Source organism: Rhodococcus sp. PAMC28707 (genome assembly GCF_004795915.1).
Classification (GTDB): domain Bacteria; phylum Actinomycetota; class Actinomycetes; order Mycobacteriales; family Mycobacteriaceae; genus Rhodococcoides.
In genome coordinates this window covers 2,983,069-2,997,465 of sequence record NZ_CP039253.1, presented here as the reverse complement: position 1 = coordinate 2,997,465, position 14,397 = coordinate 2,983,069, and the positions used below count along the sequence as shown (strand labels likewise).

At 63.3% G+C, this 14,397-nt stretch carries 15 protein-coding genes; 6 read left to right on the top strand and 9 right to left on the bottom strand.

What is annotated here, in order from left to right; all coding sequences use genetic code 11:
* Positions 1-23 precede the first annotated feature (23 nt).
* From E5720_RS13690 to E5720_RS13675, 4 genes are read right to left on the bottom strand one after another with little or no spacing between them, the layout of a single operon-like run.
* Positions 24-506: a YbjN domain-containing protein gene (locus tag E5720_RS13690; RefSeq protein ID WP_136171107.1), complete on the bottom strand. Its 483-nt coding sequence runs from the start codon at positions 504-506 to the stop codon at positions 24-26.
* Positions 503-1,846: a D-inositol-3-phosphate glycosyltransferase gene (mshA, locus tag E5720_RS13685; protein ID WP_247595955.1), complete on the bottom strand. Its 1,344-nt coding sequence runs from the start codon at positions 1,844-1,846 to the stop codon at positions 503-505. Before mshA ends, E5720_RS13690 begins: the two co-directional genes overlap by 4 nt.
* 19 nt (positions 1,847-1,865) lie before the next feature.
* Entirely contained in the window at positions 1,866-2,699 is an 834-nt protein-coding gene (locus tag E5720_RS13680; protein WP_136171106.1) for an alpha/beta hydrolase, read from the bottom strand.
* A gap of 54 nt (positions 2,700-2,753) precedes the next feature.
* A complete protein-coding gene (locus E5720_RS13675; protein ID WP_136172688.1) occupies positions 2,754-3,962 on the bottom strand; it encodes an ROK family protein in 1,209 nt (402 codons plus the stop codon).
* Positions 3,963-4,350: 388 nt separating this feature from the next.
* On the opposite strand from E5720_RS13675, the gene E5720_RS13670 reads away from it, so the two are divergent.
* Positions 4,351-5,106, top strand: coding sequence for an SDR family NAD(P)-dependent oxidoreductase (locus E5720_RS13670; protein ID WP_136171105.1), 756 nt, complete (start codon positions 4,351-4,353; stop codon positions 5,104-5,106).
* 58 nt (positions 5,107-5,164) lie between these two features.
* Here the strand turns inward: E5720_RS13670 and E5720_RS13665 are convergent, their stop codons facing one another.
* From E5720_RS13665 to E5720_RS13655, 3 genes are all read right to left on the bottom strand, one after another.
* Positions 5,165-6,409 carry an Ig-like domain-containing protein gene (locus tag E5720_RS13665; RefSeq protein WP_136172687.1) on the bottom strand — a complete coding sequence of 415 codons (1,245 nt, stop codon included), beginning with the start codon at positions 6,407-6,409 and terminating at the stop codon, positions 5,165-5,167.
* 82 nt (positions 6,410-6,491) lie between these two features.
* The gene (locus tag E5720_RS13660) at positions 6,492-8,045 is read right to left on the bottom strand and encodes an MBL fold metallo-hydrolase (RefSeq protein ID WP_136171104.1); all 1,554 of its coding nucleotides are present in this window, start codon (positions 8,043-8,045) and stop codon (positions 6,492-6,494) included.
* 105 nt (positions 8,046-8,150) lie between these two features.
* Positions 8,151-9,167, bottom strand: a complete 1,017-nt coding sequence (locus tag E5720_RS13655; protein ID WP_136171103.1) for a UDP-N-acetylmuramate dehydrogenase — start codon at positions 9,165-9,167, stop codon at positions 8,151-8,153.
* A gap of 57 nt (positions 9,168-9,224) precedes the next feature.
* Between E5720_RS13655 and E5720_RS13650 the strand changes: the two genes are divergently transcribed.
* From E5720_RS13650 to E5720_RS13640, 3 genes are all read left to right on the top strand, one after another.
* Positions 9,225-9,731, top strand: coding sequence for a DUF2505 domain-containing protein (locus tag E5720_RS13650; protein ID WP_136171102.1), 507 nt, complete (start codon positions 9,225-9,227; stop codon positions 9,729-9,731).
* Positions 9,732-9,796: 65 nt separating this feature from the next.
* The gene (locus tag E5720_RS13645; RefSeq protein ID WP_136171101.1) at positions 9,797-10,300 is read left to right on the top strand and encodes a DUF2505 domain-containing protein; all 504 of its coding nucleotides are present in this window, start codon (positions 9,797-9,799) and stop codon (positions 10,298-10,300) included.
* A 235-nt stretch (positions 10,301-10,535) separates the two neighbouring features.
* Positions 10,536-11,240 carry a class I SAM-dependent methyltransferase gene (locus E5720_RS13640; RefSeq protein ID WP_136171100.1) on the top strand — a complete coding sequence of 235 codons (705 nt, stop codon included), beginning with the start codon at positions 10,536-10,538 and terminating at the stop codon, positions 11,238-11,240.
* Here E5720_RS13640 and E5720_RS13635 read toward each other — a convergent pair.
* The gene (locus E5720_RS13635; RefSeq protein ID WP_136171099.1) at positions 11,237-11,824 is read right to left on the bottom strand and encodes a type IV toxin-antitoxin system AbiEi family antitoxin; all 588 of its coding nucleotides are present in this window, start codon (positions 11,822-11,824) and stop codon (positions 11,237-11,239) included. The genes E5720_RS13640 and E5720_RS13635 overlap by 4 nt on opposite strands.
* Before the next feature lie 143 nt (positions 11,825-11,967).
* Here E5720_RS13635 and E5720_RS13630 point away from each other — a divergent pair, with 143 nt between their 5' ends.
* Positions 11,968-12,702 (top strand): DUF2993 domain-containing protein, encoded by a 735-nt coding sequence (locus tag E5720_RS13630; RefSeq protein ID WP_210729865.1) that lies wholly within the window; start codon positions 11,968-11,970, stop codon positions 12,700-12,702.
* A gap of 52 nt (positions 12,703-12,754) precedes the next feature.
* Here E5720_RS13630 and deoC read toward each other — a convergent pair whose 3' ends face one another.
* A complete protein-coding gene (deoC, locus tag E5720_RS13625) occupies positions 12,755-13,405 on the bottom strand; it encodes a deoxyribose-phosphate aldolase (RefSeq protein WP_136171098.1) in 651 nt (216 codons plus the stop codon).
* Between the two features lie 96 nt (positions 13,406-13,501).
* Between deoC and purU the strand changes: the two genes are divergently transcribed.
* Positions 13,502-14,389, top strand: coding sequence for a formyltetrahydrofolate deformylase (gene purU / locus E5720_RS13620; RefSeq protein ID WP_136171097.1), 888 nt, complete (start codon positions 13,502-13,504; stop codon positions 14,387-14,389).
* The last annotated feature ends 8 nt before the right edge of the window (positions 14,390-14,397 follow it).

The following is a 14,397-nucleotide window of genomic DNA, read 5'->3' as shown; positions in this document are numbered from 1 at the left end:
AAACCGGTTGTCGGTCACACCGATCAGTCGTCGATGAGATGCTCGAACGCCGCGAGATTGGTCAACGGTTCTCCGCGCGAAACACGCCATGCCCATTCACGTTTGATGGATTCGGCGAAACCGAGTTCGAGCAGAACATTGAAGTCACCGTCGGCGGCCTCTAGAACCTGGCCCAGTACGCGGTCGATCTCGTCACCGGTCACCGCGTGCAGCGACATTCCACCGACGAGGTAGATGTCGCCTACTTTGTCGATCGTGTAGTGAACTCCGTACAGTCTGCGGTTGCGTCGGAGGAGGTACTTGTAGACGCCTTCGAAGTTCTCGTCGGGCTTGCGGCACACGAATGCCTCGATGCGAACACCGTGACGACCGACCGTGAGCATGGTCGCGGTTTTGAGCTTCCGCTCACCCGGCAACTCGACGATGAAGGAATTGTCGTTCTTGCGTTGATATTCGAGTCCGCGCTCGGTCAACACCTCGTCGATGAGAGTCATCGTGTCGCTCATGCCGTGACGGCTCCTGTTCGTCGTAGTTTCCATAGTCCCCGAGATCGGCGCGGCGAGAATTCACTCGGCGCTTCATGGCGATCGAACTGGAACTTGGCGGCCCGGTAGCTTTCCATGAGGCCTTCGGCGGTGCGTTCCCACGAGAAGTCTGCGGCGTGAATCGGCGCGGCGGATGCCATGCGCGCGAGCGCAGTACGCTCGCGCAGCATGTTTCCCAACGCAGTGGCCCAGTCCTCGGTGCGGTGACCCTGCACCAACACACCGGTCTCGCCCGATCGGACCGCGACACCCAGACCGCCGACATCGGCAGCAATCACGGGAGTTCCGCATGCTTGCGCTTCGATGGCAACCAATCCGAACGATTCGTTGTAACTCGGAACGGCTACCACATCAGCGGCGCGATAGATCTGCGCTAGCTTCTCCGAACGCTGTGGCGGAAGAAACGTCACACGTTCCGAAATACCCAGTGCGGCAGCAAGTTCGATGAGAATGTCAGGTCGGTCCAGACCGCTACCCGACGGTCCACCGACCACGAGAATTCGAAGCGGCACACTCGGGTCACGTGCGAGAAGCTCCGCGGCGGCACGGAGCAGTACGTCGGGTGCCTTGAGCGGCTGGATCCTGCCGACGAACGCGACGACCGTCTCGGTCGGGTCGATTCCGAACTCCGCGCGAGCCGCTTTCTTCTCACCTGGTCGGTACCTGGTCAGATCGGCGCCGGGTGCAACGACGTCGATCGAATCCGGCGATGCCCCGTAGATATCGACGAGTTGCTGGGCCTCTCCCGAGGTGTTGGCGATCAACCGATCCGCCTCGGCCACGACCTGTTGTTCACCGATCTGCCGGGCTGCTGGTTCCGGTGAGTCGCCCGCGGCCATCGACGCGTTCTTCACGGCGGCGAGCGTATGAGCGGTATGCACCAATGGCACACCCCATCGATCGCGCGCAAGCCAACCGACTTGTCCGGACAGCCAATAATGGGAGTGAACCAGGTCGTAGTATCCGACGTCGTGACGCGCTTCTTCGCGAAGTACGCCTGCCGCGAATGCGCACAACTGCGTCGGCAGATCCTGCTTGTCCAGGCCCTCGAACGGTCCGGCCACGATGTTGCGCACCAGAACACCTGGTGCTGCCTCGGTGACAGGTTCGTCGGCCGAAGACGTCGCCCGGGTGAATATCTCCACCTCGACGCCGCGTTTGGCCAGCTCTTTAGCGCTCTGAAGCACATAGACATTCATGCCACCGGCATCACCCATGCCGGGCTGTGCCAGTGGAGAGGTATGCAGAGACAGCACCGCAACCCGGTTCAACTGGCGACCACTCACCGTTCCAGTTTGCACTCCCCCACAGTACGGATCTTCACAGACCCTCGATGAAGGCCCCGACCTCCGCCACGAAACGCGCAGGGTCGGTGACGAACGGACCGTGGTCGACACCCTCCCAGTACGACTCGGTGACCTGCGGAATCAACGACGCTGCGTGCCGTCCGGACGAGACGTCGACGACCGTATCGGCGGTTCCGTGCAGGACGAGGGCCGGCACCTCGAGGCTGCTCAGGAGCTCATCGTGTGAGGCCGTCCGGTCGAACAACGCAGCCCGGACGCGAGGGGCTGTCGCGAGAGTGAGCCCGAGGAGTTGCTGCGCCTGCGCGCCCTTCCCCTCGACTGGGCCGGTGAGTGCATTACCGAAGCTGCCGAGTGCATGAATGGCGACGCTCGGCACCTCCGACATGGCATCGGGGATAGCCGCGCGCATCGAACTCCCGACCTTTCCGCCTGCCTCCCCTCGGCCGATCCCGGTGATCGCGCCCACGAGCACGACGCCCGCTGCCGCCGCGCTGCCGTGCTCGGCGAGGTAGTCACAGATCACCAGACCACCGTAGGACCAGCCGAGGAGAACTGCATTCGCTTCGATTGCCTCTGCGGTGAGGACTGCGTGGACGTCGCCCGCCCAATTGAGGGGGTCCGCGTACCCGTCGGCAGGCGCGTCCGAGTATCCGTGTCCACGCAGATCCACGGCAATCAACCGGTAGGAGTCGGCCAATCCGTTCAGCACGCCCTCACCCCAGCACACCGAGGACTGCGCCCAACCGTGCAGCAATACCAACGGTCGAGCGGCAGGATCACCCGAAACTCGGTAGACGATGTTGGTGCCGTCGATGCTGGATGCCTGCCGAACCTCGCTCTTTGCCATGGCGCCCATTGTCGCCGATTGCCGGCCTCGACCAGGCAGCGGCCCAACGCCCGCTCAGGCTGCGGCCCGACGCATGGAGGCGAGCGGATCGGAGTACACAGAACTGAGCGAGATCACTGCTGCCGCGAACTCTTGAACCTTGCTGCCGAATCCGGTGATGCGAATATCCCTGCGCGGCAGAGTCGATGATCGAGAGAACGCCGCTGCGACGTGTGGGATTCCGGCGGGATACTCGGTGAAGGCCTGGCCACCGAGCATGACCCGATCCGGGTTGAAGAGATCACGCAACAACCCGACGGTCTTTCCGAGTGCCTGCGCTCGCTCGGTCAGCACCTCCTGAGCTCCGAGTGATCCGTTCTGTGCGAGTTGATGCACCGTCGCGACCGACCGGCGCGGATCGTCCGCCGTCAACACACCACGCTCGATGGCAGTCGCTACGACGGCTCGGTCGCTGACGGTGGCTTCGAGGCATCCGCGACTACCGCAGAAGCACTGCGCATTCGATCCGGTCGGCACATGCGCGATCGATCCCGGGCCGGTCGACGGAGTGTGGACGCGTCCGTCGATGGTCAGTGCGATTCCGGCGGTTTCACGGGCGTAGAAGTACAGGCTCGTTCCAGTCGTGACCTCGTCGGTCCGCACCGGCGCCAGCAACAGCTCCGACGCGGCCATGGCTTCGACGTGCCCTGACACGGACACCGGAAGCCCCAGTCCCCCACCGATGATCGTCCCGACCTGAGCACCTTCCCAACCCAGTCGCGGATGATCGACCGAGCCGGTTGCCGTATCGACGCGACCACCCACTGCAACTCCCACCCAGAGTGGGGTGCGCCGATGCCACCGCGCGGCGAAGGCACCTGCGCTACGGGTGATGGAGGCAAGTGCAGTCGGCGCCGACCCTGGAGGCGTCGAAATCTCGACAGCGCCGAGAATGCGACCACGCAGGTCGCTGATGACGACTTTGGTGACCACGGCACCGATATGAATTCCGATGGTGGCGTAGGGCTCGTGGTTGATCTCGAACGGTATCCGCGGACGTCCGACGGCACCGGAGGCGGTGAGGTCTGCTCGTTCACGAAGAAGTCCGACACCGAGCAGTGCGGATACCTGGCGGTTGACCGTTGCGATACTCAATCCTGTCGCACGAGAAGCACTATCGCGCGAGATCGGGCCTTCCGTGGACGCGACACGAAGGACCGATGCAGCAGGGTTGTCCGCGATCCGAAGATCCGGAGCGACCACCTGCACACCTGCCCTCGGCAGTGCGGACGATGCCGCGAGCGTGGGAGTGGGTCGAGCGTTGCGCCGCAATGGAATCGGCGTCGAGATAGGCGAAATAGCGATTGACACAGTGATCGGTCCTCAGCAATGAACCCGTCTTCGCGAGACAGGTGGTGCATGAAACTCGAGGCAGAAGACGCGCAATACGACGCGATTCAGCCAGGCGAGCGCGGAAACTAGCGGCAGGTTCCGAGACCGGGACAACACAGTTCCCTGGGAAGTGGCAGCCGAGACCCCAGGGCGACGGTCACATAGGTGACCCGCAACGCGAGGGTGAGGCTTGCGGACATGGCGCAAAATTAGCACTGCACGGCCATTTCACCAATCCCGGGTCCGGTATGCAGGCGAAATCGGCGTCTAGGATCGATGCATGACATTGTCCGAAAACATTTCGCCTGACGCTCGCATTGCCGTCGTCACCGGCGCCAGCTCAGGAATCGGCGAAGCCACTGCTCGCCAGCTCGCCGCCCAGGGATACCACGTCGTCATCGGGGCACGTCGACTCGACCGACTCGAAGCGGTTGCCGACGAAATCGGCGGCACCGCACTGGAACTAGATGTGACAGAAGAGGATTCGGTGGCCGCGTTCACCGCAGTCATTCCCCGGGTTCACGTGCTGATCAACAATGCCGGCGGCGCCAAAGGGCTGGCACCTGTCATCGACGCCGATCTCGAGGACTGGCGCTGGATGTGGGAGACCAACGTTCTGGGGACCCTGCGCATCACCAAGGCGCTACTGCCCAAGTTGATCGAATCCGGCGACGGACTCGTAGTGACCATCACCTCGGTTGCGGCCTTCGAGGCTTACGACAACGGGTCGGGATACACCTCGGCCAAGCACGCGCAGGCAGTGCTGCATCGCACGCTGCGAGGCGAACTGCTGGGCCAACCCGTCCGCCTCACCGAGGTCGCGCCGGGTGCCGTCGAGACCGAGTTCTCGCTGGTGCGATTCGACGGTGACGAGGCAAAGGCCGAAGCGGTGTACCAGGGAATCACCCCGCTCGTTGCGCAGGACATCGCCGAGGTGATCGGCTTCGTGGCGTCTCGTCCATCTCACGTGAATCTGGACCAGATCATCATCAAGCCGCGTGATCAGGCGGGCCCTGGGCGCTTTTCGCGCACGTAGCCCTTCCGTAGCCGGGTCCGGCTCTGCCGCACGGTCGAGATGCGGTGGAGCCAGGACGCTAGCCTGCTGGGACCGGCGCCGGAGTCGCTGCTCCGACGGGCAGCTCGGACATCGACTGCCACGTCGGCCAGTCGATGGCCCAGTCGTACAGGTCTCCGTCCGCGGCGGAGAGGTCGATGCGCGTACCCGTGACCTCCACTGGGTCGCCGTACATCGCCGTAGCGAAATACTGCTGAGCATCGGCGTTCGAGAGGTTGATGCAGCCGTTGGTGACGTTGGATGCGCCCTGAACACCCGTGGTCAGCGGGTTGGCGTGAATGAACTCGCCGTTGTTGGAGATACGCACTGCCCAACGTTCGCGCACATTCTCATAGAACGGCGGGTTCGACATGAGGAAGTCCTCGTGCTTTTCGGTCACCACATGGATACCGCTGCGCGTCACATTGCGTTCCTCGTCGCCCTCGCCGTAGCTGACGGGGATGTCCATGATGGTCTGGCCGTCACGGACGACCTGCATGCGGTGACTGGTGGCATCGGCTTTCACCACCTGGCTGCGCCCGACAGTGAAGTCGATGGACACATCGTCGGCGCCGTACGCACCGCCGCCGTAATCCAAGCCGTACAGTTTTGCCTCGACCGATACGGCCGTGCCGGGGGCCCAGTAGTTCGTCGGACGCCAGTGCACGCGCGAGCCGTTGTCATCGGGGAACCAAGCCCAGGCACCGGGTGTCGGCGGGTTGGTGGTGACCGTCAATGCCTTCTCGACCGCGGCCTTGTTCTCGATCGCCGAATCGAACTGCAGAATGATCGGCGCCGCGATGCCCACTTCTTGGCCGTCACCGATGTTGGTGCTGACCGAGGTACGGCTCTCGGGTTCGACCGTGGTGAAGCTTGCCTCGACAGCGACGGACTTACCGTCGGTGCCGACTGCAGTGCCCGCCCAGCTGTACGTGATGCCGTACCCGAGCGGCTCGGTGACGGCATACGACGTCTTGTCCGGCGCGAGGGCACCCTGAACTACTTTGCCGTCCTCGTTGGTGAGCGTGACCTCGCCCAACGTCCCGTTCTTCACCGACACCGAAATCGGTGCGATAGGACTGACTCCCTCGGCGCCGTCGGCAGGAGTCGAGGACACCTCCGCGACGGGAGCCGCCTCGGCTGCCGGCGCTCCGTTGGAAGAGCCCCCGTCGTTACCGCCGATAGTGCAGCCCGAAACCAATGCCGCCAATGCTGCGAAAACCGTGACCAACCACAGCAATCGCGTTCGATTTGTCCGTTCCACCTGCGTATGCACGCTTTCCAACGTACCCGCGGCAACCGCCGTCCGGCCTATCCGAGCCGCCGATGCGGGCAGATTCACATCGAATTCACTTCGGCACGAACCGTCAGTCGAGCTTCTTGGTCCTCAACTCGTGCCCATTCGATGTCAGGCAGCGTCCGGTGTCGAGGTTCCAGTCCCACCCATGCAAATTGCAGGTCAGCTTGTTGCCCTCGACGATTCCGAACTTAGAAAGATCCGCCTTCAGATGCGGGCAACGGCGCTGGATCTCGTAGCCGTCCTTGACGATCGTCGCGGTGTCATCGTGTGCTTCGGCGAACCAACCGTCCGCGTACGCGATGCGCTCGTCCGTCAAGCATTTGAAGAATGTGTACAGGAACTCGTTGTATCCGCCGACTCGGCGAGCCCGGAATCGAGTGGACAGGAAGATCGAGTTGACCCAATCGGGCTCCTCGTCCCGTACGGCCGTACGAACCAGTTCGGGCGCGATCGTGAAGCTGTAGCGGAACCGTTCCTTCACGATCGGCTCACGCACGATCCGTTTCGGAAAATCGAGTACGACGGTTTCCTCGCCGAGCATCATCGCAACCGGGTAGCCGATGCCGTCGCAGATCTGATCGGACTGAATCATGATCGGTTCGAACAAGGCTCGAAGCGGCTCGAGCAACAGCTCGCCCTCGGCCGGAGCCCAGGCAGCTTTCTCGGCGGCGATGACTCCGGCTTGACGCTGGGCGTACGCCTCGATGTAGTCGGCCTTTCCTGTGGTGAAGATCGCCTCGACCTCGTCGACCGGAATCGGATGCACGTGCGCGAGCAGCTCACTGCCTTCGAAGGTCGAGGTGGTTCCCGGCATCATCAACAGACCCTTGTCATGGCCGTTGCGACGCATCTGGTCGAGGAAGACCATTTGGTCCGGGAAGATGTTCGACGGATCTGCGTAGACGTCGTTGAGGAACCGCAACTCGTCGTCGAGGAAGCACGGCGGCCCGGCCGACGGGATGACCCAGGTGGCGTCGATCTGCTCGATGTACTGACGCGCACGGTCCATCTGACGCTGACGCTTCTGTTCACCGAACGTTCGCTTCGCGCGCTCGACCATGTCGTAGACCATCGGGTACCAGATTGCGCCGGAGTACTGCAGCATATGCACGTCCACGTGCCCGAACTGCTCGGTGAGGACATCGAGATCGACCGGCCGCGCGTCGTTCATGTTGAACGCGACGGTCTTGCCGTCGGACACTACGAGCCCCGAGTCACCGATGGGTCCGTCCGCAGGTGCGCGGAGCGCGATGATCATGATGTCCAGGTCGCCCTTGGGGCCGGACACCGTGTGCTTCACCGACGTCGTGGTCTCGAAGAATTTGTGGAAGCCGAGCTTCTCGAGCTCGTGCCGAAGGTCCGGGACCGGGTAGTCCGGCAACAGCACGGTCGTGTCCTTGTTGACGTGCTCGGCCAGATTCTTCGGGTCGAAATGATCCTTGTGGAGGTGCGAGACGTAGAGGTAGTCACAATCGCCGAGAACGTCCCAGTCCAGCTGCGAGTTGTCGGGGAAAGGAAACCACGAGGTGAAGTAGGCGGGGTTCACCCACGGATCGCACAGAATGCTGCCGGCATCGGTCTGAATATGAAATCCGGCGTGCCCGACGCTTGTGACCTGCAAAGAATTGCTCCTCTTTCACGAGTGGTACCCACAGCCCCGCACTCGCACAGCTGCTGTGGATCAGAACTCCATGTAACTGCTTCGATGGTAGGCCGAGTGGACAGGTCAGTTCAGCGAGCAACCGACCAAATCGCATTCGGGGACGAGTGTGATGCCGAACTCGGCTTCGACGCCGTCGCGAATGTGTGATGCGAAGGCCATGACATCCGCTGTGCGTGCACCGCCCCGGTTGGTGACGGCCAGCACGTGTTTTGTCGACAGTGAGACGGTCCCTGCACCGAATTCACGGCCGTACCCGTGCGCGAATCCTGCGTTCTGGATGAGCCATGCAGCGTGCACCTTGATGCCCGACGGGTCGGGATACTGCGGGGCGCGCGCTGCCTCGACCGGAACATCGGTCAGCACCGGGTTGAGAAAAAACGATCCGACGCTCCAGGTGTCATGGTCCTCGGCGTCGAGGACCATGCCCTTCTGCCCGCGCAGATCCAGCACTGCTTCACGGACTTCCTTGGCAGCAACCGTGTCGCCGATGCTCACGCCGAGTCGGTCGGCGAGGCCCGCATACCGGACCGGATCCGAGGATTCGGACCGACGAAGCTTCATCGTGGTATCGAGAATGACGTACCTGCTCGAGTGCTTGAACACCGACTGGCGATGCAATCCGAACCCGCACCTATTCGGCGTCCAGGTTGCTCTCTCCCCGGTCACACGGTCATAGACGGTCAAGCTCGCCAACACGTCCGACGTCACCGTGCCGTACGCGCCGACGTTCTGCACGGGCGTCGCACCGGAAAGCCCGGGGATCCCCGAGAGCGCTTCGAGTCCGGCCAACCCCTCGTCCAACGAGGCGGCCACCACCGAATCCCACGACGTCCCCGCAGCGACCCAGAGCGACTCACCGTCGATCCGCATCCCCGACGTCTCGACCTTGACGACCAGGCCGTCGAAGCCGTCGTCACCGACAACGAGGTTCGATCCCCCGCCGACGAGCAGCACAGGCGTCCCCGACGCATCGGCATCCTGGACCAGGGCGACAAGCTCGTCACTGCTGGCGGCGACGGCGAACTCGCGAGCCGGGCCGCCGACACGCATCGTGGTGAGCTCGGAAATTGCGGTAGGCACGGGAACCCAGGGTACCGGTCTCACATAGTCCTCCGAGCCACCCGGTAACCTCCGCGTATGCCTCGCCCCATCGCGCACAGCGCATCCGTTCCCGCACCCGTCGACAAGGTGCACGCCGCGCTCGTGTCCGAGCAGTACTGGAAAGACCGTATCGAGGAGATCGGCGGCCCCAGCGCAAGCCTGGTCAGCGTGCATGCGATCAACGGGACGATCAGCGTCGTCATGTCCCAATCCATCCCGGAAGAGGAACTGCCCGCTGCCGTCACCGCGTTCAAGAAGGGCCCGCTCGTCATCGAGCGCACCGAGTCCTGGGGCCCGATCGGCGGAAACCGCGCCGAGGGCAAATTCGGTGCCACCGTCGAGGGTGCTCCCGCAACGGTCTCCGGAACCACGCTGCTCGAAGGAAACGCCGAGGCGTCGACCATGTCGTTGTCCGGCACCACAGAGGTGAAGGTTCCGATCTTCGGCGGAAAGATCGAAGCCATGATCAGCGAGCAAGTTCTCTCGCTCATCGACAACGAGCACGGATTCACCGCGAAATGGATCGCCGAAAACCTGAGCTGACCGGACATACCGGCGGGTAGGCACCCTGGCCAGGCCCGCCGACGGAGCCGGTACCCTGTTGCACTATGGCTCGCCGCATGAACTACTCAGCCCGGTTCACCCACTCCACCGAGCAGGTGTACGCCGCGTTGTCCAGCCGCGATCACTGGGACGCCCGTATCGAGGAGATGAAGAAGTACTCCCACAACGAGCTGAAAAGTTTCGAGGTCGGAGACGAGGGAATCGACATCGTGATGCACCACATCATTCCGCGGACCGAACTGCCGGACATCGCCCAGACAGTCCTCAAAAAGGACATGATCATCACCCGAAACGTGCACTTCGACCCATTCGGCGAAACCACTACGGGCAAATACGATGCCTCCATCCCGGCCGGCCCCGGCAGCCTGAAAGGTTCCACCTCACTTTTCGCGACCGAAGCCGGATCCACCCTTCGAACCTCCTCGGAAGCCAAAGTCTTCCTGCCGTTCATCGGCAGCAAACTCGAGCAGCTCATGCTGGTCAACCTCATCGACCTGTGGCGCGGTGAAGGCGAAGTGACAGCCGACTGGCTTGCGCAGAACTCCTGAACACCCCATCCGTTCCGCAGGCTCCACTCCTGCTTTTCCGGGTCGTTCCGCAGGCTCCACTCCCGCCCACCCGGGTCGTTCCGCAGGCTCCACTCCTGCTTTTCCGGGTCGTTCCGCAGGCTCCACTCCCGCTTTTCCGGGTCGTTCCGCAGGCTCCACTCCTGAAGGCGTCATAACCAGAGGCACGACCGGAATCAACCGACTTCGTCGCAGCGATCGGTGGCTCACCCACAGCATGGCCGTCCGGCACACGCTCATCGAGGCACCCGATCCGCTCGTCGTCGATCTCGGCTACGGAGCGCGACCGGACACCACTCTGGAGATGGCCCGTCGGCTACGCACGATCCGGCCCGATCTGCGCGTCACCGGACTCGAAATCGACCCCGCTCGCGTAGTGGACTCGGTCGAGGGCGTGAATTTCGCCCGCGGCGGCTTCGAAATGGCAGGACTCCGCCCGAACCTCGTTCGCGCATTCAACGTGCTTCGGCAGTATCCCGAAGAAGCTGTGCCCGAAGCCTGGTCGCGCATTCTGTCGGGACTCGCGCCCGGCGGACTGCTCGTCGACGGCACCTGCGACGAGCTGGGCCGACGCTGCGCATGGGTCCTGCTCGATGCTCACGGACCGATCTCGCTGACGCTTGCATGGGATCCGTTCACCGTGGCCATGCCCTCGGATATCGCCGAACGGTTACCCAAAGTGCTCATTCACCGCAATATCCCAGGCGAACCCATTCACCGGTTGCTACAAGCCGCGGACCGCGCATGGTCGACGGCAGCGCCCCTGGCACCGTTCGGCCCGCGGGTGCGGTGGCGCGCAGCGCTGAGACAGTTGGCCGGCAACGGAGTGCCGACGGTGCCTCCTCGTCGACGGATGCGGGACAACGTTCTGACTGTGCCATGGGACCTCGTGCGGCCCAACGACTTGGATACAGGCGCCTAGATACAAGCGGAGAGAGCCAATTCGATGCGCTCGGAGACGCGGTCGGATCCAGCAGTAGCTTCCCGATACAACGCTCCTGCGTCGACGCGACCGATGGCAACAGCGTCACCGACGACCTCGTCGAGGGTTATCTGGGAGATTCCGCCTCCCGCGAGGTCGAGGACAGTGCGGATCGGCGTCGTAAGCCGAAAGGTGCCCGTCGACTCGAAGTCGTGGGGCTCGAGCTTGAGCCGATGAACGGCGAGGCGGGTGTCGGTGAGACGAAGAGCGGTGAACGCGGATACGTGTACGAACTGCGGATGCAGGTGACCGAATCCGTGTAGTTCCGCCGCGCTCTGATGCGAGATGACGGCGTCGCCGCCGAACCACGCGCACCACATCGCGAACTGTTCGAGGTCGCTGCGCGGCCAATCGCTGAGTCGACAGAGATTGCGCTCGACTCGCATCCAGTCACCGGTGACAAAGTTGACGTGAAGCGTCGAACGACCGAACCCGAGACCTTCGGCTTGTTCGGTGGTGAAGTATCCGTCCTGACTCGCCGCGAGACGACGGAGTTCGGCGGCGCTTCCTTCTATCGTGCTCATGCATTAGACAGTACGTGAAGGTGTGTTGCAGGTCACAAAAACACGGCGTGTAATACGTCGACGTTCCACTTCGACGCCCTCCGACTCGCCGCATCGGCCAGATTCACAGAGCTCTTTCAGACTCTTCGGGAAGACTGCTCCGAATGACACGAAGCAAAACTCCCTTGATCTTGGCGCTCGTTGCGGTCCTGGTGGTCGCGGCGCTGCTCGGCGGTGAACTGTTCTTTCGTCAGCAGATCAAGTCCTGCCTGGCAGGCCAGCTCGAAAGTGAGATCGGTAGTCAGGTCGATGTCGGGCTCGGCTGGAAGCCGATACTGATCTCGCTGATCGACAAGCAGGTCTCCTCGGTGACCCTGGACAGCAACGACGCACGGTTCGGGCCCGCCGAAGGCATGACGGTGCACGCCGAGGTCAACGACGTGAACTTTCAGCAGAGCGCGGAAAGCAACGGCACGATCGGCTCGTCGAGCGCGGACATCGACTGGTCCACGGCAGGCATCGCGTCGACGCTGCAGTCGCAGGGCATCGGTGCACTCGTCACCGGCGTGACGAGTGACGCAAGTGCGGGCACGTTGTCCTTCGCAGTCGGCGGACTGGCAGAGCTGACCGTCAAGCCGGTCGTCGCAGGCGGCCGCGTGGATGTCCAGACCGTCGGCGCATCCATTTTGGGGCTTGGAATCCCAACCGACCTGGTGGACAGCATCGTCGGAGTTCTGTCGGACAGCCTGCAGCAGTACCCGCTCGACATGGCACCGACCTCGCTGACCGTAACCGACTCCGGCATCGAACTTACCTTGCAGGGAGATCGGTACACCCTCCCGCCGGTTTCGGCGGACCAGACCCAGCAGACGCCCGAGGGCTGCTCCCTGATCGCCTGAACTGGCGCGCCTTGTGCGTGCCGGAGGATACGCACAAGGCGCGAGGGCAGACTCAGAGACCGTCCAGCACTGCTCGCGTCCCGGACAGACCCAATCGCGTTGCACCTGCTTCGACCATGGCCAACGCTGCCTCGGTCGTTCGGATACCGCCGCTGGCTTTCACCCCGAGCCTGCCCCCGACGGTGGCGGCCATCAATTTCACCGCCTCGACACTCGCACCTCCGGCGGGATGGAAGCCGGTGGACGTCTTGACGAAGTTTGCGCCCGCTCTCTCCGCCGCCACACAGGTTTCGACAATCGCTTCCTCGGATAGTGCGGCCGATTCGATGATGACCTTCAGGATCGCCGAAGATCCGATGGCTTCACGAACCGTCAGGATGTCGGCGAGCACCGCGTTGTAATCCCCCTCGACCGCCGCACCTATGTCGATCACCATGTCGATTTCACGGGCACCCTGATCGACTGCCAGTCGCGCTTCCGCCCCCTTGACGAGGGAATGATGCTTGCCGGACGGGAATCCGGCCACGACGGCGGTGACCAGTCCCTCAGCGTGGATGGGCAGCATCGACGGTGAGACGCAGACCGCGAGCACGCCGAGAGCGCGGCCCTCGACGATCAGTTCCTCCACGTCTGCGCGGGTCGCTTCCGGTTTGAGCAGCGTGTGGTCGACCATGCGGGCCAGTTCGGCGCGGGTGAGAGACATGGAGGCAAGCCAACCACAGCCCGACGGCCGAGGAGGAGTCGCGCGCTGCGCACACTGGTGGACACTGCTGTCCGGACCACCTGAGACAATCGAGAAATGAGCTCCGCTGCTGTCGCCGACGACCGTCGCTACGTCCTGTCACTCGGATGCCCCGACCGCACGGGCATCGTCGCCAAAATCTCGACATTCCTCGCCGACGTCGGTGGCTGGATCGTCGAGGCTGCGTACCACGCCGATCCCGACACCGACTGGTTCTTCACTCGGCAAGCAGTCCGTGCGTCTTCGGTCGATATGAGCATCGACGAATTGCGGGTTCGCTTCGAAGCCGTCGCCGCCGAGATCGGACCGGAAACCGAATGGACACTTCAGGATTCGGGCGAACGCAAGCGTGTCGTCATTCTGGTCAGCAAGGAAGCGCACTGCCTGCACGACCTGCTGGGGCGCGCAGCCGGCGGCGAGCTTCCCGCCGAGATCTCCGCAGTGATCGGCAATCACAAGTCTCTCGAGTCGGTTGCGACCGCGCACGGCGTTCGGTTCCACCACGTCGAATTCGCCAAGGACCCCGCTGAGCGCGGCCCTGCTTTCGACGAAGTCCGTGACCTCGTCGACTCGTACGATCCACATGCCGTCGTACTCGCCCGGTTCATGCAGGTACTACCCGAGGAACTGTGCGCTCACTGGTCGGGCCGTGCCCTCAACATCCATCACAGCTTCCTGCCGTCGTTCGTCGGCGCGCGTCCGTATCACCAAGCATTCGCCCGCGGAGTGAAGCTGATCGGGGCAACCTGCCACTACGTGACCGCCGAACTCGATGCGGGCCCGATCCTCGAGCAGGACGTCATCCGCGTCGATCACTCCGACGAGGTCGCGGACATGGTCCGGCAAGGCCGCGACATCGAAAAACTGGTCCTGTCCCGCGGACTGCGCTGGCACCTCGAGGACCGAGTCCTCGTTCACGGCAGGAAGACCGTCGTCTTCAGCTGAGACCCCGG